Source organism: Kitasatospora misakiensis (assembly GCF_042656005.1).
GTDB lineage: Bacteria > Actinomycetota > Actinomycetes > Streptomycetales > Streptomycetaceae > Kitasatospora > Kitasatospora misakiensis.
In genome coordinates, this window is record NZ_JBHSOF010000050.1 from 1 (window position 1) to 25,484 (window position 25,484).

Annotated in this window: 18 protein-coding genes and 1 tRNA gene; 10 read left to right on the forward strand and 9 right to left on the reverse strand. The window is 73.8% G+C overall.

The annotated features are described in order from the left end of the window. Both ACFP3U_RS29325 and ACFP3U_RS29330 read left to right on the forward strand, forming a co-directional pair. The coding region (locus ACFP3U_RS29325) for a class E sortase (protein WP_380228733.1) at nt 1-805 on the forward strand (805 nt) is incomplete at its 5' end. A gap of 34 nt (nt 806-839) precedes the next feature. Continuing rightward, entirely contained in the window at nt 840-1,664 is an 825-nt protein-coding gene (locus ACFP3U_RS29330; protein ID WP_380228734.1) for a class E sortase, read from the forward strand. A 234-nt stretch (nt 1,665-1,898) separates the two neighbouring features. On the opposite strand, the gene pknB is transcribed toward ACFP3U_RS29330, so the two are convergent. From pknB to ACFP3U_RS29360, 6 genes are all read right to left on the reverse strand, one after another. Further along, nucleotides 1,899-4,061, reverse strand: coding sequence for a Stk1 family PASTA domain-containing Ser/Thr kinase (pknB, locus tag ACFP3U_RS29335; RefSeq protein ID WP_380228735.1), 2,163 nt, complete (start codon nt 4,059-4,061; stop codon nt 1,899-1,901). 261 nt (nt 4,062-4,322) lie between these two features. Beyond that, nucleotides 4,323-5,780 carry a peptidoglycan D,D-transpeptidase FtsI family protein gene (locus tag ACFP3U_RS29340; RefSeq protein WP_380228736.1) on the reverse strand — a complete coding sequence of 486 codons (1,458 nt, stop codon included), beginning with the start codon at nt 5,778-5,780 and terminating at the stop codon, nt 4,323-4,325. Further along, nucleotides 5,777-7,246, reverse strand: a complete 1,470-nt coding sequence (locus ACFP3U_RS29345; RefSeq protein WP_380228737.1) for an FtsW/RodA/SpoVE family cell cycle protein — start codon at nt 7,244-7,246, stop codon at nt 5,777-5,779. Before ACFP3U_RS29345 ends, ACFP3U_RS29340 begins: the two co-directional genes overlap by 4 nt. A gap of 141 nt (nt 7,247-7,387) precedes the next feature. After that, nucleotides 7,388-9,076, reverse strand: a complete 1,689-nt coding sequence (locus tag ACFP3U_RS29350) for a PP2C family protein-serine/threonine phosphatase (protein WP_380228738.1) — start codon at nt 9,074-9,076, stop codon at nt 7,388-7,390. 53 nt (nt 9,077-9,129) lie between these two features. Further along, the gene (locus tag ACFP3U_RS29355) at nt 9,130-9,666 is read right to left on the reverse strand and encodes an FHA domain-containing protein FhaB/FipA (RefSeq protein ID WP_380228739.1); all 537 of its coding nucleotides are present in this window, start codon (nt 9,664-9,666) and stop codon (nt 9,130-9,132) included. A 13-nt stretch (nt 9,667-9,679) separates the two neighbouring features. After that, nucleotides 9,680-10,549: an FhaA domain-containing protein gene (locus tag ACFP3U_RS29360; protein ID WP_380228740.1), complete on the reverse strand. Its 870-nt coding sequence runs from the start codon at nt 10,547-10,549 to the stop codon at nt 9,680-9,682. A 418-nt stretch (nt 10,550-10,967) separates the two neighbouring features. Here ACFP3U_RS29360 and ACFP3U_RS29365 point away from each other — a divergent pair. Further along, a tRNA-Leu gene (locus ACFP3U_RS29365) sits at nt 10,968-11,051 on the forward strand. A 100-nt stretch (nt 11,052-11,151) separates the two neighbouring features. Here ACFP3U_RS29365 and ACFP3U_RS29370 read toward each other — a convergent pair. Further along, a complete protein-coding gene (locus ACFP3U_RS29370; RefSeq protein ID WP_380228741.1) occupies nt 11,152-12,291 on the reverse strand; it encodes a sensor histidine kinase in 1,140 nt (379 codons plus the stop codon). Next, a complete protein-coding gene (locus tag ACFP3U_RS29375; protein WP_380228780.1) occupies nt 12,288-12,938 on the reverse strand; it encodes a response regulator in 651 nt (216 codons plus the stop codon). The genes ACFP3U_RS29370 and ACFP3U_RS29375 overlap by 4 nt, the downstream gene beginning before the upstream one ends. A 362-nt stretch (nt 12,939-13,300) precedes the next feature. Here ACFP3U_RS29375 and ACFP3U_RS29380 point away from each other — a divergent pair, with 362 nt between their 5' ends. Next, entirely contained in the window at nt 13,301-15,067 is a 1,767-nt protein-coding gene (locus ACFP3U_RS29380; protein WP_380228781.1) for a phosphatidylglycerol lysyltransferase domain-containing protein, read from the forward strand. A gap of 218 nt (nt 15,068-15,285) precedes the next feature. Beyond that, entirely contained in the window at nt 15,286-16,050 is a 765-nt protein-coding gene (locus tag ACFP3U_RS29385) for a hypothetical protein (RefSeq protein WP_380228742.1), read from the forward strand. A gap of 70 nt (nt 16,051-16,120) precedes the next feature. Here the strand turns inward: ACFP3U_RS29385 and ACFP3U_RS29390 are convergent, their stop codons facing one another. Then, a complete protein-coding gene (locus tag ACFP3U_RS29390) occupies nt 16,121-18,910 on the reverse strand; it encodes an ATP-binding SpoIIE family protein phosphatase (protein WP_380228743.1) in 2,790 nt (929 codons plus the stop codon). Between the two features lie 263 nt (nt 18,911-19,173). Here ACFP3U_RS29390 and ACFP3U_RS29395 point away from each other — a divergent pair, with 263 nt between their 5' ends. The 5 genes from ACFP3U_RS29395 to ACFP3U_RS29415 all read left to right on the forward strand — a co-directional run bounded on the left by ACFP3U_RS29395 (nt 19,174) and on the right by ACFP3U_RS29415 (nt 25,454). After that, the gene (locus tag ACFP3U_RS29395; protein WP_380228744.1) at nt 19,174-20,337 is read left to right on the forward strand and encodes a rhodanese-like domain-containing protein; all 1,164 of its coding nucleotides are present in this window, start codon (nt 19,174-19,176) and stop codon (nt 20,335-20,337) included. Nucleotides 20,338-20,488: 151 nt separating this feature from the next. Then, complete coding sequence (locus ACFP3U_RS29400; RefSeq protein WP_380228745.1) at nt 20,489-21,148, forward strand: DUF5819 family protein; 660 nt, start codon at nt 20,489-20,491, stop codon at nt 21,146-21,148. After that, nucleotides 21,145-22,443 (forward strand): HTTM domain-containing protein, encoded by a 1,299-nt coding sequence (locus ACFP3U_RS29405; RefSeq protein WP_380228746.1) that lies wholly within the window; start codon nt 21,145-21,147, stop codon nt 22,441-22,443. Before ACFP3U_RS29400 ends, ACFP3U_RS29405 begins: the two co-directional genes overlap by 4 nt. A 5-nt stretch (nt 22,444-22,448) precedes the next feature. Continuing rightward, nucleotides 22,449-24,596 (forward strand): FUSC family protein, encoded by a 2,148-nt coding sequence (locus ACFP3U_RS29410; protein WP_380228747.1) that lies wholly within the window; start codon nt 22,449-22,451, stop codon nt 24,594-24,596. Nucleotides 24,597-24,689: 93 nt separating this feature from the next. Beyond that, complete coding sequence (locus ACFP3U_RS29415; RefSeq protein ID WP_380228748.1) at nt 24,690-25,454, forward strand: TrmH family RNA methyltransferase; 765 nt, start codon at nt 24,690-24,692, stop codon at nt 25,452-25,454. The last annotated feature ends 30 nt before the right edge of the window (nt 25,455-25,484 follow it).

Below are 25,484 nucleotides of genomic sequence, written 5' to 3' on the forward strand. Positions count from 1 at the left end.
CGCGCCCGCCCCGGGCGGCCGGGCCGAGCGCCGGCGCGCCGCTCAGGGCCGTGGCCGGCGCCGCACGGGCGGCCGGGCCGCGGCCGGTCCCCGGCCCAAGGAACCGGCGGCGGTGGTCCTCGCCCGGTTCCTCGGCGAGCTGTGCATCACCCTCGGCCTGGTGATGCTGCTCTTCGTCTCGTACCAGCTCTGGTGGACCAACGTGCAGGCCGACGCGGCCGCGAACGGGGCCCGCAACCAGCTGGAGGAGCAGTTCGACGCCGGTGCGGCCCCGGGTGCCCCGGCGCCGGGACAGCCGGCGCCGGATCCGGCCAAACCGGAGGTCTTCGAGCCCGGCAAGGGCTTCGCGATCATCTACCTGCCGAAGCTCGGCCAGAAGTTCCCGATCGCCGAGGGCACCGCGAAGGGCCCGGTGCTCGACAAGGGCCTGGTCGGGCACTACACCGGCAGCGGCATGCCGGCCGACAAGGCGGGCAACTTCGCGCTGGCCGCGCACCGCAACACCCACGGCGAGCCGTTCCGGCGGATCAACCAGCTCGGCAAGGGCGACAAGATCGTGGTGGAGACGGCGACCGCGTACTACACCTACGAGATCACCGGGGGCATCCCGGAGACCCCGCCGTCCAACGTGAGCGTGATCAAGCCCGTCCCGAACGGCGCCGGGTTCGGCGCGCCCGGTCGGTACATCACGCTGACCACCTGCACACCGGAGTTCAGCTCCAAGTACCGGCTGATCGTGTTTGGCAAGATGATCGAGGAACGGCCGCGCAGCCAGGGCAAGCCGGCCGCCCTCACGGGAGGCTGACCGCGGACCGGGGACCGACGACAAGGGGAGAGACGTGACCCAGGGGACCGAGCCGGCGGCCGGGGAGGCCGTCCCGTCGTCCGAGCCGGAGCCCGGCGGCGGACCCGGACCGGGCCGTCGGCGCGGTGGCCGGGGGCTGGCCGTCCTGGGCGTCGTCGGCGAGCTGCTGATCACCCTGGGGCTGGTGCTCGGCCTGTTCGTCGCGTACTCGCTCTGGTGGACCGACGTGCTGGCGAACCGCTCCGCCACCGCGGCCTCCGACCAGCTGCGCGAGTCCTGGGCGTCCGGCGCTCCGGCCGCTCCCCCGTCCGCCGGCGCGGCGGCCCCGGGCGGCGTACCGTCCGCCGCGGCCGGGACGGGCTTCGCGGCGGGGGACGGCATCGGCTTCCTGCACGTCCCGGCGATGGGCCGGGACTACCAGGTGCTGATCCGGATGGGCACCGACACGGCCACCCTCGCCGAGGGCGTCGCCGGGGTGTACGAGCAGCCGTACCGCTCGGCGATGCCCTGGGACGCGTCCGGCAACTTCGCGCTGGCCGCGCACCGGGACGGGCACGGGGCGAAGTTCCACGAGCTCGACGCCGTCGGCAAGGGCGACGCGATCGTCGTCGAGACCCGCGACAAGTGGTACGTCTACCGGGTCGACAGCACCCTGCCGGAGACGTCCAAGTACGACACCGGCATCGTCGCGCCGGTGCCGAAGGGCTCCGGCTACACCGCGCCGGGCCGGTACATCACGCTGACCACCTGCACCCCGGTCTACACCTCGCGCTACCGGATGGCGGTCTGGGGGAGCCTGGTGCGGGTGGACGACATGGACGCCGCGCGCACCCCGCCCGCCGAGCTGCGGAAGCACTGAGGCCACCCGGGGCGTGTCGGGGCGCCCTGGCGGGCCCGTGGGGGCCCGTGGGGCCTCAGGAACCCCCAGGGGCACCCCAGAGCACCCCAGGAGCCCGCGCGGTGCCGCGAGAACACCAGAGGGCCCGTCGACGTGTCGTCGACGGCCCCTCTGGCGTTGTGCCGGGAACAACTCAGCCGGGCGGTCCGGTCGGTCCGGCCCCGAGGGGCTCAGAACCAGGGGAACCAGGGCGGCCTAGTTGTTGTTGGGCCCCCCTTTGGTGTTGGTGGGGGTGGGGGGAAAGCCGGGGAAGCCGGGGGGTGGCTCGCTCCCTTTGGGCGGATCCGCCGGCCTGGTCATCAGCCCGACCGAGGTGTTCGGGTCCACCTGGGCCCCGGCCTGCGGGTTGGAGGCGACCACCGTGGCGTTCGGGTCCTGCGGACCCTGGACGACGGTGTACTGCAGGCCCATGCCCTGGAGGGTCTTGATGGCCTCCTTGAGCTGGACGTTCTGCAGCGGCGGGACGGAGACCTTGTCCGGCGCCTTGAAGACGGTCAGCACGATCTTGGTGCCGGCCGGCTGCTTGCCGCCGGCCGGGTTCTGCGAGGCGACCGTGTTGATCTTGGAGGGATCGTTGGTCGGCTGGGTCTTCGAGGAGTCCACCTGGAAGCCCGCGCCGGCCAGCGCGGCCTCTGCGGCCTCCTTCTGCTGGCCGACCACGCTCGGCACGTTGATCTTGGCCTTGCCCTGGGAGACGGTCAGCTTGACCGGGGCGGTCGGGTCGGCGCCGCCGGAGGCCGGGTCCTGGGCGGTGACCTGGTCCAGCGGGGCGTTGTCGTCGTCCTTGTACTCGGTCGTGACGTTGGTGAAGCCGGCGTCGGTGAGCGCCTTGACGGCCTGCTCCTTGGACTTGCCGACCACGCTGGGCACGTTGGACTTGGCCGGGCCGGAGGACAGCTGCACGGTGATCGTGGCGGTCTCGGCGACCTGGCTGCTGGCGGCCGGGGTCTGCGTGCAGACCTGGTCCTTCTTCACGTTGGCGTCCGGGCAGGCGAGCTTCTCGCCCTCGGTGACCACCAGCTTGGGGCCGACCTGGGCGAGGGCGGCCTTCGCCTCGGCCAGGGTCTTGCCGACCAGGTTGGGCGCCGTGACCTTCGGGGGCTCCTTCTTGGCGTCGCCCTTGCCGTTGAACATCGCCTGGGCGACGAAGAAGGTGCCGACCAGGACCAGCACGGCGGCGACCGCCAGCACGATCCAGGAGGTGCTGCTCTTCTTCGGCGGCTCCTCGCCGCGCCGGCCGCCACCGCGGCCGTAGCCGTCGTCGTAGCCGTCGTTGCCACCGCCGCCGGGGGCACCGGCGTAGGTCTGGCCGTAGCCGTCGTCGTAGCCGGGCTGCGGCTGGCCGGGGTAACCGCCCGGGGCGGCCTGCGGCAGGACGGTGGTCGGACCGCCGGGGCCCTGCTGCGGCAGCAGGTTGGTCTGGCCGTACGGGTCGTGCTGCGGGTAGCCGTTCTGGTCGTAGCCGTACCCGGCGGCGCCCATGCCGTAGGCGGCGGCCTGCTGGGCGGCGGCCACCGGCAGTCCGTCGAGGAAGCGCTCGATGTCGTCGCGCATCTCGTCGGCGCTCTGGTAGCGGTAGTCGCGGTCCTTGGCGAGCGCCTTGAGCACGATCGCGTCGACCTCGGGGCGCACCTCGGGGTCGAAGACGGACGGCGGCTGCGCCTCCTCCCGCACGTGCTGGTAGGCGACCGCGACGGGGGAGTCGCCGATGAACGGCGGCCGGACGGTGAGCAGCTCGTAGAGCAGGCAGCCGGTGGAGTAGAGGTCGGAGCGGGCGTCCACCTGCTCGCCCTTGGCCTGCTCCGGGGAGAGGTACTGGGCGGTGCCGATGACGGCGGAGGTCTGCGTCATCGTCATGCCGGAGTCGCCCATCGCCCGGGCGATGCCGAAGTCCATCACCTTGACGTTGCCCTGGCGGGTGAGCATGACGTTGGCGGGCTTGATGTCGCGGTGCACGATGCCGGCCCGGTGCGAGTACTCCAGGGCCTGCAGGATGCCGATGGTCATCTCCAGCGCCCGCTCCGGCAGCAGCCGGCGGCCGGAGTGCAGCAGCTCGCGCAGCGTGGACCCCTCGACGTACTCCATCACGATGTACGGGATGGAGATGCCGTCGATGTAGTCCTCGCCGGTGTCGTACACGGCGACGATCGCGGGGTGGTTCAGGGACGCCGCGGACTGTGCCTCGCGACGGAAGCGGGCCTGGAAGGACGGATCACGGGCCATGTCGGCCCGGAGCGTCTTCACAGCGACGGAGCGGCCGAGTCGGGTGTCATGGGCGAGGTACACCTCGGCCATGCCGCCGCGTCCGAGGACGCCGCCGAGCTCGTACCTGCCGCCGAGGCGACGAGGCTCTTCCATAGTTCCGACCCTCTCCCTCACACGCCGGTGAGGTTGTGACGTAGGTGTCCCCGCACGCTCCGTGTGACGCCGTCCGGGCCCCGGGTGGTTCTGCGGTCAGGACCGGTTCGGCATCGCGCGGACGGCAGCGGGTACACCCGCTGCTGCGGACACGCTACCGGTCGGACCGCACCGGACCCGAGTCGACCGCAGGCCGATATCAGACCGGTATCCGGACGTGGCTCCCGATCGTGACATTTCCCTCACCCGCGGGCCCCGCCGTCACTTCCCGAGGACGGCCTGCATCACCGACTTGGCGATCGGCGCGGCGAGCCGGCCGCCGCTGATGCCGTCGCGGTTGTTGGAGCCGTCCTCGACGACCACCGCGACCGCGACCGTGCGGCCGTCGGGGGCCTTGGCGTACGAGGTGAACCAGGCGAACGGCAGGCCCGCGTTGCCCTCGCCGTGCTGGGCGGTACCGGTCTTGCCGCCGACGGAGAGGCCCGGGATCTTGGCGTTCTTGCCGGTGCCGTTCTCGACCACCGAGACCATCAGGTCCTGCAGCTTCTGCGCGGTGGCCGGGCTGATCGGCTGGGAGAACTGCTTCTCGGTGTGCTTGGAGATGGTGGTCAGCGAGGCCGAGCGCTCCTCGGCGACCAGGTACGGCTGCATCAGCGAGCCGTTGTTGGCGATCGCCGCGGAGACCATCGCCATCTGCAGCGGGGTGGCCTGGGTGTCGTGCTGGCCGATGGCGTCCTGGGCGGTGCCGTCCGGGGTCGAGTTGGACGGGTAGACGCTCTTCTCGGAGCGGATCGGGGTGTCCACGGTGCTGTTGAAGCCGAACTTCTCGGCCTGCACCCGCATCTTGTCCCTGCCGAGGTCGGCGCCGATCTTGGCGAAGACCGTGTTGCAGGACTGGTCCATGCCGGACTTCAGCGTGGCGTTGGCGCACTGCTCCCGGTCGGACTCGTTCTTCAGCACGAAGTTGGTGCCCGGCAGGGTGTACGGCTCCGGGGTCGAGGTCTGGTCGTCGATGTTCTGGTAGAGGCCGTTCTCGAACGCCGCCGACGCGGTGACCAGCTTGAAGGTGGAGCCGGGCGGATAGGTCTCGCGCAGCGCCCGGTTGAGCATCGGCTTGTTCGGGTCGGCGAGGAGGTCGGTCCAGGCCTTGGTGTCCGAGGACTCGTTGCCGGCGAAGGAGGCCGGGTCGTAGGACGGCGTGGAGACCAGGGCGAGGATCGCGCCGGTCTTCGGGTCGAGCGCGACGACCGCGCCCTTCTTGTTGCCGAGCCCCTCGAAGGCCGCCTTCTGGGCCTTGGAGTTGATCGTGGTGACGACGTCGCCGCCGCGCTTCTGCTCGCCGGTCAGCATGTCCAGGGTGTTGCGGAAGAACAGCCGGTCGTCGCTGCCGGAGAGGATGCCGTCCTCCAGTTGCTCCAGCTGGGTGGCGCCGAAGGCCTGCGAGGAGTAGCCGGTCACCGGGGCGTACATCTGGGGGTCGGTCCAGGAGCGCTTGTACTTGTAGCGCAGGCCGTTCACGAAGGTGGACTGGGTGATCGGCTGGCCGTCGACGATGATGTTGCCGCGCGGGTAGGCGTAGCGGTCGTAGACCTGGCGCTTGTTGTACTTGTTGCTCGCCCAGGCGTCGGCCTGGACGCCCTGGACCCAGTTGGTGCGCACCATGAGGGCCAGGATCAGCACGAGGCAGAAGATCGAGACCCGGCGGATCGGCTTGTTCACGAGGCGGTGCCCCCCTGGATCTCGGGTGTCGGGGTGGGTTCCACCCCGGGTCGGCGGGCGTTGTCGCTGATCTTCAGCAGGATCGCGACCAGCGCCCAGTTGGCCACCACCGACGAGCCGCCCTGGGCGAGGAACGGCATGGTCATACCGGTCAGCGGGATCAGGCCGGTGACACCGCCGGCGACCACGAAGACCTGCAGCGCCATCGCCGAGGAGAGGCCGACGGCGAAGAGCTTGCCGAACGGGTCGCGGGCGGCGACGGCGGTGCGCAGGCCGCGCTGGATCAGCAGGGCGTAGAGCATGAAGATCGCCATCATGCCGGTGAGGCCGAGCTCCTCGCCGAAGGAGCCGAGGATGAAGTCGCTCTTGGCGGCGAAGTCGATCAGCCAGGAGCGGCCCTGGCCGAGGCCGGAGCCGGTCACCCCGCCGGAGCCGAACGACATCAGCGCCTGGCCGATCTGCTCGGTGGCCCCCACCGGGTGCTTCGGCTCGAAGGCGGCCATCGGGTTGAGCCAGGCGTCGATGCGGACCTTGACGTGGCTGGCGGTGGAGGCCACCGCGACCGCGCCGCCGACCGACATCAGCAGACCGAAGACGATCCAGCTGGTCCGCTCGGTGGCGACGTAGAGCATCACCACGAAGAGGCCGAAGTACAGGAAGGACGAGCCGAGGTCGTTCTCGAAGATCAGGATCAGCAGGCTGAGCAGCCAGATCACGATGATCGGGCCGAGGTCGCGGCCGCGCGGCAGGTACAGGCCCATGAAGCGGCGGCTGGCCAGCGCCAGGGCGTCCCGCTTGACCATCAGGTAGCCGGCGAAGAACACCGTCAGGATGATCTTGGCGAACTCGCCGGGCTGGATCGAGAAGGCGCCCATCCGGATCCAGATCTTGGCGCCGAGGTCCTCCTTGCGCTCCGGGAAGAACGCCGGGGCGGCGAGCAGCACCAGGGCCACCGCCATCGAGATGTAGGTGTAGCGCTGGAGGACCCGGTGGTCCTTCAGGAAGACCATCACCACGATGAAGAACGCGATGCCGAGACCCGACCACATCAGCTGGTTGGCGGCGGCCGGGAAGTTGTTGTGCAGCAGCGGACCGGCCTTGTCGAGCCGCCAGATCATCACCACGCCGAGCCCGTTCAGCAGGGTGGCGATGGGCAGCATCAGCGGGTCCGCGTACGGCGCGAACTTCCGCATCAGCAGGTGCGCGATCAGCGCGAGGGCGCCCATGCCCAGGCCGTAGCCGAGCATGCCGGCGGGCAGCGAGCCGTCCATCGACAGGCCCACGTTGGCGTACGCCAGGACCGGCAGCAGCACCGCGAAGGCCAGCATCGCCAGCTCGGTGTTGCGCCGGTTCGGCGTCGCCTGCGGCGAGATGGTGGTGTTGCGGCGGCGCCGGGCCGACGCGCGGTCGGCCGGCACGCCGGCCGACCGGCTGTTCGGGTCGCTGCTCACATCGAAGGTACTCATGCTCCCGCCTCGCTCCGCTCGGCAGGGGCGTACGCCCGTACGCGCCTCTCGACAGTCTGTTCGCTTCGCTCTCTCACGTGGTAGCCGCTCCCTGACGGCCGGCGGACCCGCGCCGGGCGGGTCTCTGTCGGGTCGCGTCCGTCACTTCGGACAGGAGTCGGCGCGCTGCCGCTCGTCGTCGGTCAGACCGGGCAGGTCGCTCTGCGGGGCGGCCGGGGCCGCGGCGCCCTGGCTGGGCACGACGGGGGCCGGGGTGGTGCTCGGCGTGCTCGGGGTCGGGGTGCCGCCGGGGACGCCGGCCGCCGGGCCCCGGCCGGTCGCGGACGGGCTGGGCATCGTGGTGGCCGCCACGAACCCGGCGTGGGTGGCCACCGTTCCGGCGGCCGACTGGGTCGGCTGGGTCGGTTGGGCCGACTGGCCGGTCGCCGGGGCGCCGCCCTGGGCGGGCGGGTTGGCGGCGGAGGCCCGGACGTCGGAGACCTTCCGGCAGAACGCGGCCTGCTCGCCCAGCTTCTTCACCTTGTCGTCGGCGTCGCCGAGGCTGCTCGCCGCGATGGTGTTGGCGACGAGGGTGCGCTGGTCCTGCGGGAGGAACTTGAGTTCGATGTCCTTGTGCGGGGTGTGCACCGAGGACAGGCTCAGGCCCGCCAGGCTCTGGTTCACGCCCTGGTAGACCGCGACGTGGTCGCCCTCGGCGCCGACGTAGTACTGGCTCTGGGTCCACTGGTAGCCGAAGAAGCCGCCCGCGCCGAGCAGGCCCACGGTGACCAGGCCGATCAGCGAGAAGGTCAGCGCCCGGTTCCGCCGCTTGGGCCGGGGCGCCTCGTCGTCGTAGTCCTCGGTCCCGTAGACCGAGGGCTCGGCGCCGCCCTCCGGGTAGCCGCCGCCGTAGCCCTTGGCCGGGCCGAAGCCGCCGTCGGGGTGACCGGCGCCGTAGCCCTCGGCGGGGCCGAAGGCGCCCTGCGGGCCGCGGCCCAGGCCGGCGGCGCGGCCGGCCGGGGTGTCGCGGATCGACTGGTCGGCGGCGGCCGAGGACGGCGGGGTCTCGGCGACCGCGCCGACCACCACCGGCACGTCGTTGAACTGGCCGCTCAGGGTGTCCGTGGCGCCGACGTCGAGGACGTCAGCGACGATGCAGGTGATGTTGTCCGGGCCACCGCCGCGCAGCGCGAGCTGGATCAGCTCCTGCACGGTCTGCTCGGGCGCGTAGTAGCTGCCCAGGGTGTCCTGGAGGGTCTGATGGCTGACCGGCCCGGAGAGGCCGTCGGAGCAGATCAGGTAGCGGTCGCCGGCCCGGACCTCGCGGATCGACAGGTCGGGCTCGACCTGGCCGCGGCCGTCCAGCGCGCGCATCAGCAGCGAGCGCTGCGGGTGCGTCTCGGCCTCCTCGGGCGTGATCCGGCCCTCGTCGACCAGCCGCTGCACCCAGGTGTGGTCCTGGGTGATCTGCACCAGGGCGCCGTCCCGCAGCAGGTAGGCGCGGGAGTCGCCGACGTGGACCAGGCCCATCCGCTGGCCGGTCCAGAGCATCGCGGTGAGGGTGCAGCCCATGCCTTCGAGCTGCGGGTCCTCCTCGACCATCTGCCGGAGCCGGTCATTGGCGCCCTGGACCGCGTCGCCGAGCAGGGTCAGCAGATCGGCGCCCGGCACGTCCTCGTCCAGTCGGACGATCGAGCCGAGCACCTCGGAGGACGCGACCTCGCCGGCCGCCGCGCCGCCCATGCCGTCGGCCACGGCCAGCAGCCGCGGGCCGGCATAGCCGGAGTCCTCGTTCCCCTCCCGGATCAGTCCCTTGTGGGAGCCGGCGGCGAAGCGCAGCACCAGGGTCATGCGAGCTGCGCCCCCCTCTGGGTCATGGACGGGATGCTGTCCCTCATGCGCTACTACTTCCGCAGTTCGATGACGGTCCTGCCGATACGGATCGGCATGCCCGGCTGGAGCGGGGTCGGCGCGGTCAGGCGCTGACGGTCCAGATAGGTGCCGTTGGTGGAGCCTAGATCCTCCACCGTCCACTGCCCAGTCTGGTCGGGATAGATCCTGGCATGCCGGGAGGACGCGTAGTCGTCGTCCAGCACGATGGTGGAGTCGTGCGCGCGGCCCAGCGTGATGGTCTGGCCCTGCAGCGCGACGGTGGTGCCGGCCAGCGAGCCCTGCACGACGACCAGTTGGGTCGGGGCGCCGCGGCGGCGCCCGCCGCCCTGGGTCGGCGGACCGCCGGCCGGCGGCTGGCCCTGCGGGGCGCGCCCGGCGGGCCCGGCCGCGGGCGCCGCCGGGGTGGCGGCACCGCCCCGGCGGGAGGCCCGGGGGTTCACCCTGGTTCCGAAGAGGTCGCTGCGGATCACCTGGACCGCGACGATCACGAACAGCCACAGCACGGCCAGGAATCCCAGCCGCATGACCGTGAGGGTCAGTTCTGACATAACCGCGCCCGCTCTACCCTTCGACCTGTCGGTAGACGATGGTGGTGGAGCCCACGACGATTCGAGAGCCGTCGCGGAGCGTAGCGCGCTGGGTGTGCTGTCCGTCCACCACGATGCCGTTGGTCGACCCCAGGTCCAGCACCATCGAGGGCGTACCGGGGCGGATCTCGGCGTGCTTGCGGGAGACCCCGGGGTCGTCGATGCGGACGTCAGCCTCGGTGGAACGGCCGAGCACACAGGCGTTCCCGGAGATCTGGTGGCGGGCGCCGTTCACCTCGATCCAGCGCCGGACCGCGGTGCCGTGGCCGGCGCCCGGGAAGGGGCGCACATTGCCGGCGGCGGTCGCGGGCGGCCCGGCCGGAACGGCGGGGGGCGCGGCCGGCGGCGGCGGGGGCGGGGCGTACTGGGCGGCGCCGCCCTGCTGCCAGGGCGCGCCGGGGGCCGGGGCGGCCGGCGGGCGGCCGTAGCCGGGCTGGGTCGGCTGCGCGGGGGCCTGCTGCTGCGGCTCCTCCGCGGCGAGGGTGCGGCTGCGCACCCGGTACAGGCCGGTGTCGAGGTCGTCGGCCTTCTCCAGGTTCACCTGGAGCGGGCCCATGAAGGTGTACCGCTGGGCCTCCGCGTACTCGCGGACCATGCCGGCGAGTTCGGTGCCCAACTGCCCGGAGTAGGGGCTCAGCCGCTCGTGGTCGTGCGGGCTGAGCTCGACGATGAAGTCGTTGGGCACGACGGTCCGGTCGCGGTTCCAGATGCTCGCGTTGTTGTCGCACTCGCGCTGCAGCGCGCCGGCGATCTCCACGGGCTGGACCTCGGACTTGAACACCTTCGCGAAGGTGCCGTTGACGAGACCCTCGAGTCGCTGCTCGAACTTCTTCAGCACTCCCATGGGGCACCCCCTTCCAGGGTTCGTTCGCCTGCCTGCCGACCGGATTCCGGGCGGAGCCGGTCACGCCTACTTGCGGTACTTCCGTACTGATCGTATCCACGCCGGGGCCATCCGTACGGTTCCCGGACCACGTGGTGCCCGGGGGTGGGCTCGGACACACAGGGTGACGCATACGGGAGGCGGCATGCCAGGGTTACCCGCCCGGCGGGCCCGCCATCCCTCGCTCGCCTGTTCGCCGGGCATCCGTTCGGATGCGCTCCGCCTCCTCGGGGAACGGATTCGGAGGTGACCCGCAGGTCGTGCTACTGTTTTCCATGTCGGAAGGGGCGCCCACCGGGTGGCCCGATCGAAGAACCGCGAAGGCCACATGGTACCGAGCGGATCGGCTGGTCGACCGGCAAGCGGTGAAAACACCCATGCGCGGGTGGCGGAATAGGCAGACGCGCTGGATTCAGGTTCCAGTGCCCGAAAGGGCGTGGGGGTTCAACTCCCCCCTCGCGCACAGCGAAGCCCCGCAGATCTTCGGATCTGCGGGGCTTTCTCGTTCTCCGGTACGCCTCGCGGCGCCGGTGCGGCTCTCGGCGCTCCCGGGGCCCGCCGGGTCAGGAGGACGGGGCCGGGAGGTCGGCGCGGACCTCGAAGCCGCCGTCCGCGGTCGGGCCGGCGGTGAGCGAGCCGCCGAGCAACTGTGCGCGTTCGCGCAGGCCGACCAGGCCGTGGCCGCCGCCCGGCAGGATCTGGGCGGGGCCGACCGGCGGGGCGTCGTTGCGCACCTCGACCCGCAGCCGCCGGCCCCGGGCCCGGATCCGGACGTGCACGGCGGCCTGCGGCGCGTACTTGCTGATGTTGGTGAGCGCCTCCTGGACGGTGCGGTACGCGGCCCGCTCGACCGCCTCCGGCCAGGGGCGGTCGCCCGGGAGGAGTTCGGTGTCGGCGGCCAGCCCGCTCTCCTCGATCAGCCGGGGCAGATCGGCCAGCCGCGGCTGCGGGGCCAGCGGGGTGCCGGTCCGCGGCCCGCCGGCCCGCAGCACACCGACCATCTGCCGCAGCTCCTCCAGGGTGCGCACGGACAGCTCGCGGATGGTCGCCGCGACGGCCGAGGCCGCCGCGTCCCGGGTGGACACCTGGAGCGCGCCCGCCTGGATGCTGATCAGGCTGACCTGGTGCGAGACCACGTCGTGCATCTCCCGGGCGAGCCGGCCGCGCTCCTCGCTGAGCACCCGCTCGGCCAGCAGCCGGCTCTCCCGCTCCTGCCCCCGGGTGAGCTCGTCCAGCCGGGCCGCCAGCTCGCGCCTGGTCCGGGAGAGCAGACCGGTGGCGGCCGGGCCGGCCGCCAGCATCACCGACTGGATCGCGTACAGCGCGGTGTCCCGGGTCGGTTCGAAGGACTGCTCGGAGAGCGGCCAGTGGAAGAACTCCACCAGGGCGAAGAGCGAGGCGCAGGGCACCACCACCCGGGGGTTCGGGCGCTCGGCGGCCACCGTGTAGACGGCCGTTATCGGGGCGAGCCAGATGTCGTCGAGGTAGCTGCCCGGCATGGTCAGCAGCAGCACGGTGACCGGGAAGCGCCGCCGCCACAGCAGCGCGACGGCGGCCAGCACCGACAGCAGGGTCTGCCAGAGCGGGGCGCCGCGGGCCACCAGGGCGGCGTCCACCAGGGAGTAGAGGGCGGGCAGCAGGATCATCAGCCAGGGCGCGGTGAACGCGGCCGGCAGCCGTCGTGCGGGAGAGGAGTCGCTCATGCCCCGTCGCTCGGCTTCGGGCGGACCAGCCCGGCCCGGTGGGCGATGACGGCCGCCTGGACCCGGTTGGCGGCGCCGAGCTTGCCGAGGATCGCGCTGATGTGGTCCTTGACCGTGCCGGTGCCGAGGAACAGCCGGTCGGCGATCTCGGCGTTGGACAGGCCCTCGCCCAGCAGCGCCAGCACGTCCAGCTCGCGGCCGGTCAGCGTACGGGCCAGGGTGGCCGCCTCGGCGTCCGGCCCGCCGCCGTCCACGTAGCCGCCGATCACGGTGCGGGTCACGGTCGGGGAGAGGATGTTGCCGCCCGCCGCGAGCACCCGGACGGCGTGCACCAGCTGGTCCGGGGCGGTGTCCTTGAGGAGGAAGCCGGAGGCGCCGGCCCGCAGCGCGGTACCGATGTACTCCTCGGTGTCGAAGGTGGTCAGCATCGCCACGGCCGGCGGATCGGGCAGCGCCCGCAGCCGGCGGAGTACCGAGATGCCGTCCAGGTCGGGCATCCGGATGTCGAGCAGCACCACGTGCGGACGCAGCCGCCGGACGTACTCCTCGGTCTGCGTGCCCGAGCAGTCGCCAACCACCTCCAGGTCGGGGGCGGAGCCGACGATGAGGCCCAGCCCGGACCGGACCAGGATCTCGTCGTCCACGATCAGCACGCGGGTGGTGGTGATGGTCCCTCCTCGGTTCGGCGGCCGGGCCTGGGCCGGTCCGCATGACTGGAACTGAGAGTAGGGCCTGACCGGCGGCTTCGCCGGGCCCGGCCTCCCACGGCGACCCCCGCCGAACGGCGGGGGTGTGAATCCGCTACCTGGTTCACGCGATTCTCACCGTGGGTGGGGAACCATGGAATTGGCTGCCGCTCATTCGGCCCGCCGGCCGAGGTGGGCGTCCGGCCGGGCCGTCTGCGGATGCGACCCACCACCTGATCGTTTGGAATTGAGCTGTGTCGTCCACTGTGAAGCCGGAGCCGTCCACCTCCCCCATCGGATCCGGGTCCCGGTCCGGCGCCCTCATGGCGCGCTGGCGTCCGCGGGCCGCGGCGGCGACCGTCTGGTACCTGCGGCTGATCGCCCTGCTGAACCTCGTCGCCGTCCTCTCGGTTCCGTTCCGGGACCAGATCAGGACGCACAACGAGGGCGAGTACTTCACCCCCTACCTGATGACCACCGGGCTGAGCTTCGCGGTGCTCTCGGTCTTCCTGGCGATCGCGATGCGGCGCCGCAAGCGGGCCGCGTGGATCTTCAACACGGCGCTGGCCGGCCTGTTCGCGGTGCTCTACCTGATCGCCATGACGCTGCTCGACGGCTTCGACAAGCACCCGCTGAACTACTTCTCCATCGTGCTGACCTGGGGTTTCGTGCTGGCGCTGCTGGTCGGCCGGAAGGAGTTCACCTCCAAGGGCGACAGCTCCAACCCGAAGACCGCCGCCGCCGCCTTCGTGCTCAGCCTGGGCCTCGGCGGCGTGATCGGCGCGGCCCTGGTGGCCATGACCAACGAGCTGCACGGCGCCGCCGACTTCTGGGACATGTTCCGCTACTCGGTCGGCCGGATGATCACCATCGACCCCAGCGAGCACCTGCGCTCCGTCATCGCCGCGCCGACCTGGGTGAACGCGGTCATCAACGTGATGGGCGGAGTGTTCCTCCTGCTGGTCGGGTACGCGGCCTTCCGCAGCCCGCGGGACACCGAGCTGCTCACCGCCGCCGACGAGCAGCGGCTGCGGGGGCTGCTGGAGAAGCAGGGCGACCGGGACTCGCTGGGCTACTTCGCGCTCCGCCGGGACAAGGCGGTGATGTTCTCGCCGAGCGGCAAGGCGGCGGTCACCTACCGGGTGGTCGGCGGCGTCTCGCTGGCCTCCGGCGACCCGATCGGCGACCCCGAGGCCTGGCCCGGCGCCATCGACGCCTGGCTGGCCGAGGCGCGCGAGCACGCCTGGGCGCCGGCGGTGATGGGCGCCTCCGAGGAGGCCGGCGTGATCTACGCCCGGCACGGTCTCGACGCGCTGGAGCTGGGCGACGAGGCGATCGTCGAGCTGGACGAGTTCTCGCTGGACGGCCGCGCGATGCGGGTGGTGCGGCAGGCGTACAACCGGGTCAAGCGGGCCGGGTACACGGTGCGGATCCGCCGGCACGAGGAGATCCCCGAGTACGAGATGGCCGAGCTGGTGGCCAAGGCCGACCAGTGGCGCGACGGCGCGACCGAGCGCGGCTTCTCGATGGCGCTGGGCCGGCTCGGCGACCCGGGCGACGGTCGCTGCGTGATGCTGGAGTGCCACGACGCCGAGGGCGAGCTGAAGGCCCTGCTCAGCTTCGTGCCGTGGGGCGCGGACGGGCTCTCGCTGGACCTCATGCGCCGGGCCAGGGACACCGAGAACGGCCTGATGGAGTTCATGGTGATCGAACTCCTGCAGCGGTCCCGTGAGGTGAATCTGGCCAGGGTCTCGCTGAACTTCGCAATGTTCCGTTCCGTTTTCGAGCGCGGCTCGAAGCTCGGCGCGGGGCCGGTACTGCGGCTCTGGCGTTCCGTTCTGGGCTTCTTCTCGCGCTGGTGGCAGATCGAATCGCTCTACCGGGCAAACGCCAAGTACCGGCCGATCTGGGAGCCGCGTTATCTGCTGTTCGAGAAGAGCAGCGAGATTCCGCGGATCGGCATCGCCAGTGCCCGGGCCGAGGGCTTCATCACCGTACCGAGCCTGCCCGCCCTGTTCCGTCGTCGGCACCAGGGACCGCCCGCCGCGGCGCCCCGGGTGCCGGTGGCGGCACGGGACGGGAAGGGGTAGCCCTCCGCCGGGGGGCGGAGGGGGCCAGTCGGCCGGATGGGGGGATTTCCTGGTGACTTCTCCCCCTTGAGGATGACTCGGATCCGCACAAATGCCGATGTGGATTCGTTAACCGGCTTCTAATGTGGGGGTAGTCGGGAAGGCGCTTGCGCCAACGGGGATTTGGAGAACCGGTTGTGATGCGGAGGACCCACGCGGGGGGCGTGCGGAAGGGGCCGTTGGCAATTGCCGGAGAGGCCGCTGCCGCCGAGTGGGGAACGCTGTTCGGGACGGTCCGGGAGCAGGTGGCGCGCAAGAAGTTCGCGGCCGTTCCGTTGGCCACCGCGGCGACCTGTCTGATCCTGCTGTTCAGCGTCGTCCAGCACCTGCCGGGCGGCGAGCACTTCGTCACCCGGATCGGGGTGGTGAAGGCGGCGCTGCCGCTGGAGGTCTCGCTGCTGCGCACGCCGCTGTCGCTGTACGTGCCCGCCCTGGACCTGCCGGTGTGGGGGGCACTGGCGCAGGTCTTCGTGGTCTTCGGCATCGCCGAGCTGGTGCTCGGCCGGCGGCTGACCCTGGTGGTGGCCTACACCTGCACGCTCGCCGGGACGCTGTTCGCCCGGGTCGGGGTGGCGATCGGGCCGGACCACCTCTTCGGCTTCCCGAAGTGGGTCGCGCACGTCCGGGACACCGGTCCGTCGGCCGCGGTGGTGGCACTGGCGATCTGCATCGCGTTCCGCTGCCGGGCCTGGTTCACGGCCGGGCTGGTCGTGGCGCTGATGGTGGGCGAGGCGGTCGTGCTGCCGAACCTGGCCGGGATGGAGCACGTGGTCGCGGTCCTCGCGGCGCTGCTGATCGCGGTCTCGGTGGAGGTGTTCGGGGACTTCTGGCCGCGGGTGCTGGCCGGGGTCGGGGCGGCGGCCGTGGTGGCCACCGCCACCGCCTCGCTGGAGGCCGCGGCCGACGTCCGCCGCCGCACGCCGGTCGGCGCGGCCGTGCCGTAGCAGGCGGGGAGATCGAGGGGAGCCCGCGGACCGGACGGTCCGCGGGCTCTTCGGTTCAGGGCGCCTCGGTTCAGATCGGCAGTTCGAACCAGACGACCTTGCCGACCGCCTTGCGGGCGGTGCCCCAGCGTTCGGCCAGCTTGGTGACCAGGGTGAGTCCGCGCCCGGTCTCGCCGAGCTGTTCGGCGGGCTCCAGGGACGGCAGGTTGTGGTTGTCGTCGCTGACCTCGACCAGCAGTTTGTCCACCCGGATCAGCTGGAGCTGGACCCGGTCCCGGGCCACCCGGACGGCGTTCGTGACCAGCTCGCTGACCAGCAGCACGACGGTGTCGCCGATCGACTCCAGGTCCCAGGCGGCCAGCTGCTCGCGGACCAGGGCGCGGGCCCGGCCGACCTCGCGGTGGTCGACGGTGAGGTCCCAGGTGGCGACCTCGCTCGGCGGGACGCCGTCGAAGCGGGCCACCAGCAGCGCGACGTCGTCCTTCCGGTCGTCCGAGTGCAGCCGGTCCAGGACCACGTCGCAGGCCTGCTCCGGGCTCTGCCGGGGGTCGATCAGATTGCCGCAGAGCGCGGCCAGCCCGGCTCCTATGTCCCCGCCCCGGACCTCGACCAGGCCGTCGGTGCAGAGCACCAGCATCGAGCCGTCCGAGACGTCGATGGTCTTGGCGACGAACGGCACCCCGCCGACGCCGATCGGGGCGCCGGCCGGGATCTCCAGCAGCTCGCCGGTGCCGTCCGGGTGGACCAGGACCGGCGGGACGTGGCCGGCGCTGGCCAGCTCGCAGGTCCGGTTGATCGGGTCGTAGACCGCGTACAGGCAGGTGGCGAGGTGGTCGTCGCCGAGCTTGTGGGCCAGGTTGTCCAGATGGCGCAGCAGCTGGCCGGGCGGCAGGTCGAGGGCGGCCAGGGTCTGCATCGCGGTGCGGAAGCGGCCCATCGCGGCGGCCGAGTGCAGGCCGTGGCCCATCACGTCGCCGACCACCAGGGCGACCCGGCTGCCGGGCAGCTGGATGGCGTCGAACCAGTCGCCGCCGACCTCGGCCCGGGAGTCGCCGGGCAGGTAGCGGTGGGCGATCTGGACGCCGGGGATCTGCGGCGGGCGGGTCGGGATCATCGACCGCTGGAGGGTGATGGCGACCCGGGACTCGGCCCGGTGCAGCCGGGCGTTGTCCAGCGAGAGCGCGGCCCGGGCGGCCAGCTCCTTGAGGGTGGCGGCGTCGCCCTCGTCGAACGGGGCGCGGTCGGGGAGCCGGAGCAGTTTGAGGATGCCGAGCACGGTGCCGCGGGCGGAGAGCGGCACCACCAGCATCGAGCGGCCGGCGACCACCGCGGCGAGCTCGGGGCCGCCGAGCGCGGCGGCGTAGTCGACCGCGACGTCCCGGGTGACCACCGGGACCAGCACCGGCTGGTTCAGCTGGAGGGCCATCCCGGGCGGGGTGCGGCGGGGCATGGCGACCAGGGCGCCCTCGGGGAGGACATGGTCCCACTGGCCGGTGGACTCGTTGCAGGCCAGCGCGACCCGGCGGAGCATCGTGTCGTCGTCCGGGCGGGCCGCAGGCAGCTCGGAGTCGGAGATCAGGCCGTCGACGAGGTCGACGCAGGCGAAGTCGGCGACCCGGGGGACCAGCACCCGGCACAGCTCGTGGGCGGTGAAGCCGAGGTCGAGGGTGGTGCCGACCTTGCCGCCGACCTCGTTGAGCAGGGCCAGCTGCTCGCCGGCGTGGCCGTTGGTCAGGAACGGGCCGAACCGGCCGGCCGGCGGCCCGGGCGGGGGCGGTACGACGGGGACGGCGGCCGGTACGGCGGAGGCGGGGACGCCGGCCGGTACGGCCGACTCGCCGGGGTGGAGCCGAGGTCCGTGGGCGGACGGGCCGACGGCGGTCTGCTCGATGGTGGTGCCTCCTCTCGGCGTGGCCGGGACGCCGCCGCCCGCGCGCTCGGCGCCGGGGCGTTCGGGGCGGCCGGCCCGGTCCGTGGCGGCCGGTGCGACCGCGGCCTCGCGCTGGGCGGGCAGCTGGGCGGGCAGCGGGGCGGCCGGTCGGCGACCGGGCGCGGACTGCTCGGGCTGCGGCGGCGGGCCGAGCCGGGTGGTGCGCTGCTGCGCGGTCGGGTAGCGGCGGCCGATCCGGGCCGCGACGTGGGCGGTCCCGGTCGCCGGGTCGGCCGGGCGGAGCGGCAGCACGGTGGTCGGGTCCAGCCGCAGGGCGGGCAGCCCGGACCGGGTGAGCGCGGCGAGCAGCGGCCCGCGGCGCTCGGCGGAGCCGGGCAGGACGGCGGCGAGCGGTTCGGGGACCGGCGCGCCGGCGGCGGTCAGCGCGGCGGAGAGCCGGTGGAAGCCGCCCGGCGCGCCGGGGGCGGCGGCGAACGGCAGCAGCCGCTCGCCGAGCGCCAGCCGGGGGCCGGCGGAGCGCAGCGGGCGGGCGTCGGCGGGCAGGGCCAGCAGCCGGCCGCCCCGGCCGTCCACCGGGTAGGCCCACCAGAGCACGTCCCGCGGGTGTTCCTCGCGGTCGACCACGGGCAGCCGGCCCGCCCAGGCGGTGCCGTCGGCGGTCAGCTCGGCGAGGGTGGCGAAGGTGTCGCGGCGGTGGACGGCGGGCGGGGGCGCGGCCGGTCCGGGCGCGCCGCGCGGCTCGGCGGCGGGCAGCAGGCCGGCGGCCGGGCGGTCGTGGACGGCCTCCGCGCGGTGTCCGAACAGCTCCTCGGCGGCGCGGCTCCACTGGGCGATCCGCCCGTCGCGGTCGACCAGCACGACGGCGAGCCGGACCAGGGCGACCACCCCCGGGGGCCGGTCGTCCGGTGCGGTGCCGGGCCCCGGACCGGGGCCCGTCGGACGCGGTGTGGAGTTGGGATCGTCCACCATGGATTCGGTCTGCTCCCGCCTGGCCGCCACGCCTGAAGCGGCTGATTCTCCGGAGGAAGGCACGCTGTGCGGATACCAGCGAAGCACGGACCGGCCGGGAGTCGATAGCGAAACGGGGAGATTCCTCGGTATCAGTTGCGTGTCGCGGGCCGCGCGCCGTTCCGCGCTCCCCGTCCACCCCGCGGCTGGGCCGCGCGCGGGCGGTAGGGTCGCAGGACGGGCCCGCCGGCCCCGCACCGGACAGCACGAGACGGAGGCCAGAGGTGACCGCGCAGATCCCCGTCCGCTGGACGGATCCGCAGCAGGGCGAGCTGGAGGAGCGGGTCGAGGCCGCCGAGCTCGCCTGGCTCACCATGGACGTCGACGTGCGGACCCTGCGGGTGGAGATCGACAACTTCGCGCTGATCCACCACCAGCTGCTCGGCCCGCTGTACGCCCGACTGGACGAGCTGGACGCGCTGCTGGCCGAGGCGGTGGCCGCCCGCACCGGGCTCCCGGAGGACCTCAGGCGGGCCCACGAGGCGCGGCAGCGGGTGGACGACATGCCGGACCTGGACGCGCTGTTCGACAGCGTCCGGGCGCAGGAGGAGGCCCCGCCGCCGCCGGCCGCGCCCGCCCGGGTGCGGCCCGGCCGGGACGCCCAGCGGATCTACCGCGAGCTGGTCCGCCGGGCCCACCCGGACCTGTCCACCGACCCGGCCGAGCAGGAGCGCCGCGCGGTGTTCCTGGCCCGGGTCAACGAGGCCTACGCGTACGGCGACACCGGCGCGCTGGAGGCGCTGGCCGCCGAGTGGTCCACCGCGCCCGAGGCGGCGCCCGCGCCCGACTCCCCCGACCGGCTCGGCTGGCTGCGCCGCCGGCTGGAGTGGCTGACCGGGCGGATCGGCGAGCTCGCCACCGAGCAGGTCCGGCTGGAGCGCAGCGCGATGGGCGAGCTGCTCGCGCTCGCCCCGCAGGACCCGGACGGGCTGCTCGCCGAGCTGGCCGAGCAACTGCTGGCCAAGGCCGCCGGCCAGCAGGCGGAGCTGGAACGGCTGCTCGACGGCCGCCCGGTGGGGGACAATGGCGGCGCCGATCCCGACGCCCAGGAGAACCAGACGATGTTCGCGCAGATCCCCACCATCGACGCCGCCGCCGTGCCCGCCGACGCCGCCCTGCTGGACGTCCGGGAGCAGGACGAGTGGGACGCCGGGCACGTGGCCGGCGCGCTGCACATCCCGATCGGCGAGGTGGTCGCGCGGATCGGCGAGCTGCCGGACGAGAAGCTGTACGTGCTCTGCCGGGTCGGCGGGCGCTCCGCGCAGGTCGTCCAGTACCTGGTGCAGAACGGCCGGGACGCGGTCAACGTGGACGGCGGGATGTACGCCTGGGACGGCGCCGGCCGTCCGATGGTGGGCAGCGGCGGGCAGGACGCCTTCGTCCTGTAGCCCGGGTCGACGGCGGGGCGGACCGGCGGGGCGGACCGGCGGGGCGGACCGGCCGGGAGCCGGGGGGCTCCGCCGGGCCCGGGGAGTAGGGCAGGATGGGCGCGCGACCGGGCCGGCGCGGTGCCGGCCCCACCCTTCCCCGGGGGATTCCATGGCCGAGAGCACGGACCCGCCGCCCGTCCGCCGGGCCTGGTCGGCGCCCGCGCGGGTCGTCCTGGGCGCGTCCGCCGCGCTGCTGATCACGGCGACCGGGCTCTTCCTCGGCGCGGTCTTCCTGCACGTGGCGCCCGCCAATCCGCTGTCCCGGCAGTACCGGGAGCAGGTCGACGGCCTGATCTACCCGGAGTTCGAGCAGAACTGGAAGCTGTTCGCGCCCAATCCGCTGCAGCAGAACGTCGCGGTGGACGCCCGGGTGCGCACCGCGTCGGCGGACGGCGAGGCGCGGGTCCACGACTGGGTCGGGCTGACCGCGCAGGACATCGCCGCGATCCGGGGCAATCCGGCGCCGAGCCACGCCGACCAGAACCTGCTGCGCCGCGCCTGGGACTTCTACGACGGCTCGCACAGCGCCCAGGACGAGTCGGCGACCAATCCGCGCGGCCGGCTGGCCGAGGAGTACCTGAAGCGGATCGCGGTGCAGCGGATCGGTGCCAGCGTGGACGGGCGGCCGGTGGTGGGGGTCGAGCTGCGGGTGACCAGTACGACGGTCGCGCCGCCGGCCTGGGACGACGAGGCGGCGCCGCCCGCGCCGAAGGTGCGTGAGCTGCCCTGGTGGCCGGTGAAGGACGAGGACCTGCGGGGGCTGCGGTGACCGGGTCGGTGCCCGGCGGCGTCACCCCGGCCGATGTCACCCAGCCCGATGTCGTCCCGGCCGATGTCGCCCCGGCCGGTGCCGAGGAGTGGTCGCCCGCCGGGATCCCCCGGCAGCCCGGCTCCCCGGAGGCGGGCGACGCCCCCGCCGGTGCGCCGCGGCCGGACCCGGCCGAGCTCGCCGGGCGGGCGGTCGCGGTGTTCACCGGGCGGGTGCTCGGCCGGTACCAGGCGGCGGCGGTGCGGATCGGCTTCGGGCTGGTCTGGCTGGCCTACCTGCTGCGGGAGTGGCCCAACCGGCGGCTGCTGTACGGCGACACCTCGCCCTGGTCGACCGAGCTGGCCCGGCAGCTGCTGGCCGACAACCGGGCGCTCACCGTGCTGCCCTGGTTCGGCGGGCGGCTCTGGTTCGAGCTGGTCTACCACCTGGCGGTGCTGGCCGCGCTGGCCGTGCTGCTGGGCTGGCGGACCAGGGCGAGCACGGTGCTGTTCCTGATCACCGTGCTGTCACTGCAGAACCGCAACGTCTTCCTCGGGGACGGCGGGGACAACATCGTCCACCTGATGGCGATCTACCTGGTCTTCACCCGGTGCGCCGAGGTGTGGTCGCTGGACGCCCGCCGGAAGGCCCCGGGGCGGACCGGGGTGCTGCTCTGGGCGGTGCTCGGGGCGCTGCTGCTGGTCTGTCAGCTGGGCGGCTTCGCCGGGACGAGCCTGGACTGGTCGGCGCCGGTGTTCCCGTACGTCGGCTGGGCGCCGCTGTTCTGGGGGCTCTGGGCGGTGGCCGGGCTCCGGTGGCTGGTGGACCGGGTGGCCCCTGGGGGCGAGGCCCGGGCGGTGCTGGACGCGCTGGCGACCATGGTGCACAACTGCGCGATGCTGGTGATCGCCGTCGAGGTGGTGCTGATCTACGCCACGGCCGGCTGGTACAAGGTGCAGGGCTCGCGCTGGCAGGACGGCACCGCGCTGTACTACCCGCTGCACCTGGACTACTTCACGCCCTGGCCGGCGCTGTCCGGGCTGGTCGGCGGGGCGCTGCTGCCGGTGTTCCTGATCACCTACGGGACGGTGCTGCTCCAGGTGGGCTTCCCGTTCACGCTGGTCGACCGGAGGGTCAAGAACGCGCTGCTGGTGGTGATGATGGCCGAGCACGTCGGGATCGCGGTGCTGCTGGGGCTGCCGGTGTTCTCGCTGGCGATGGTCGCGGCGGACGCGGTGTTCCTGCCGACCGCGGCGCTGTGCTGGGCCGGGGCGCGGGTCGCGCGGATCCGGCCGCGGAGGGCACCACTAAGCTGACCGCTATGTCCTGGTTCGCCGCGCTTCGAGACACCGCGCGAACCGGACTGACCGTCGACCGGGCGCTCACCGACCCCAAACGGGCGGTGCGCGGAGCGGTCGCCGTCGCCCTGGTGCTCTTCCCGACCCTGGCCCTCTTCGACGCCCGGCTCGCCACCTCGGCCGCGATGGGCGCGTTCATCGCCGGCACCGCGACCTTCCAGCGCAGCTTCCGCCCCCGGGCCACGCTCGCCGTCGCCGCCGGGATCGGACTGGGCGTCAGCACCTTCCTCGGCTACCTCGCGGTCGGGGTGTCCGGGGCCTTCTCGGTGCTGCTCGCGGTCTGGGCGTTCGGCGCCGGGCTCGCCTGGGCGACCGGGCCGACCGCCGGGGTGGTCGCCGCCAACACCGTCTCGGTGATGCTGATCGTCGTCCAGCTGCCGGTCAGCCCGCTCACCGCGCTCGGCCACGGGCTGGTCTGCGCGCTCGGCGGTGCGGTGCAGGCGCTGGTCATCACCGTCTGGCCGATCGGCAGCTGGACCGCCCAGCGCGCGGCGCTCGCCGACACCTACGCCGAACTCGCCGACTACGCCCGGCGGCTGCGCCAGGACCCCACCGCGCACATCGACCCGGCCCCGTTCATGACCGCCCGGCACGCCGCCGCGCTGACCCCCTGGCAGGACCGGCACCGGCCGCCCGAACTGCGCGGCCTGCGCGGCCTCGCCGAGCGGATCCGGCCCACCCTGGCGGCGATCGCCGACCCCAAGGTCGGCGCCCCCGCGGAGGGCCCGGAACGCGACCGGGCCCGGGAGGTGCTGGCCGCCGCCGCCGAGGCGATGGACGCGCTGGCCCGGGCGATCCGCAGCGGCGACCCGCTCCGCCTCCCGGCCTCCGCGCCGGCCCTCACCCTGGTGGCCCGGACCGAGGGCCCGGAGCTGCGCGGCCCCGCCCGCCGCGCCGCGCGCCGGCTGGCCGGGCTGCTCCGCGGCGCCGCCGACGCGCTCGACCGGGGCGCCGAGGACACCATCGACACCCCGGTCGTCCAGCCCGGCGGGGCGCTGCGCAAACCGCCGCTGTTCCGGATGCTGCCGACGGCGCTGCGCGCGGTGCGACGCCAGTTCCGGCCGCGCTCGGCGGTCTTCCAGCACGCCGTCCGGCTGGCCGGGGTGGTCACCGCCGCCTACCTGCTGGCCCGGGTGGCCGGCTTCGGGCACGGCTACTGGGCGCCGATGACCGCCGCGATGGTGATGCGGCCGGACTTCGCGCAGACCTACAGCCGGGGCGTGGCCCGGCTGGCCGGGACGGTGGCCGGGGTGGCGGCCTCCACCCTGGTGGTGCAGCTGGCCAGGCCCGGCGAGTGGGTACTGGCCGTGCTCGCGGTGGTCTCGATCGGCGGCGCCTACCTGACCTTCCGCACCGGCTACGCGGTGATCACCGCCTGCATCTCCTCCTACGTGGTCTTCCTGCTCGGGCTCCAGACGGGGAACCCGCTGGTCACCGCGGTGGAGCGGGTCGGTCTCACGCTGCTCGGCGGCTCGGTCGCGCTGCTCGTCTACGCGCTCTTCCCCACCTGGCAGACCGCCCGGCTCGGCGAACGGCTGGCCGAGTGGCTGGCCGCCGCCGGGCGGTACACGGCCGAGGCGCTCGCCGTCTACGAGCGGCCGGCCGCCCCGCGCGGACGGGCGGTGCGCACGGCGCTGCTGGACTCCCGGGAGGCGCGCTCGGAGCTGCTCCAGGCGATGGAGCGGGCCGACGCCGAGCCCGGTCGGCACGCCTCCGGGCTGCCCGGGGTGAGCCGCCGCCAGCTGGACCGGGCCCGGGCGGCGGTCGGCCACCTCGGGCGGGTCGCCGTCCTGCTGGAGGCCCATCTGCCCGGTCCGGACGCCGACCCGGTGCCGGGGGCGGCCGAGTTCGCCGAGGAGCTGCGGCTGGCCACCGCGCTGGCGGCGGGCGCGCTGCTGACCGGGCGGCCGGTGGAGTTCGGCGCCGTCCGGGAGGCCCAGGAGCGGCTGGAGCGACGGCTCGCCGAGGCACCGCCGGGGGTGCAGCGGGACGTCGTACGGGCCGGGACCAGGCTGCTGCTCCAGGCGCTGAAGGACCTGGAACGGGCGCTGCGAGGCGGCGGTACGGCGGCCGCCGCCGAGCGGCGCGAGCCGGAACCCACCGGGCGCTGAACCGTCCGGGACGCTGAGCCGGGCGCCCCCGTGGTCCCTCTGCGTCGGACGGCCCGGTGAGCCGGCCCCGGCCGGGATGGCAGAGTGGGCGGGATGAACGAGGAACTGCTGCGCGCCTGGCGGACCGGCGCCGAGGAGCCGGGGGCGGTCCTGCTGGACGGCTTCCACCCGCTGAAGCACGCGCTGCGGTTCGGCGGCGCCGTCCGGCAGGTGCTGACCGCCGACCGGGCCGCGCTGCTGGCGCTCGCCGCCGAGCTGGCCCCGGACGTCGCCCCGGCGCTGGACGCGCTGGCCGTCGAGCTCCCGGAGGCCGCGCTGCGGACGCTCGCCCCCCGGCTGCACCCGACCGGGGTGATCGCCCTGGCCGTACGGCCCACCGCCGCGGCCAACCGCGCCGCGCTGGCCGACCGCCCCCGGCCGGGGCCGGTCGTGCTGCTGGAGAACCCGCGCAACCTGGGCAACGTCGGCGCGGTGATCCGGCTGGCGGCCGGCTTCGGCGCCGCCGGCGTGGTCACCACCGGCGAGCTCGACCCCTGGCACCCGGCCGTGCTCCGCGGCAGCGCGGGCCTGCACTTCGCCACCGCCGTCGAGCGGCTGACCCTGGCCGAGCTGCCGGCCGGCCCGCTCCACGTACTGGACCCGGAGGGCACCGACATCCGGGCGACGGCCTTCCCGGACGACGCGGTGCTCGCCTTCGGCACCGAGCGGCACGGCGTCTCGGCGGAGCTGCGGGCGCGGGCCGACGAGCTGGTCGCCGTGCCGATGCGGCCCGGGGTCTCCAGCTTCAACCTGGCGACCAGCGTGGCGATGGGGCTCTTCCACTGGATGTCGGGCCGCCCGCCCGGCGGGCCGGCCTGAGCCGGTTGCCGGGCGGGGCGGGCAGCCCGA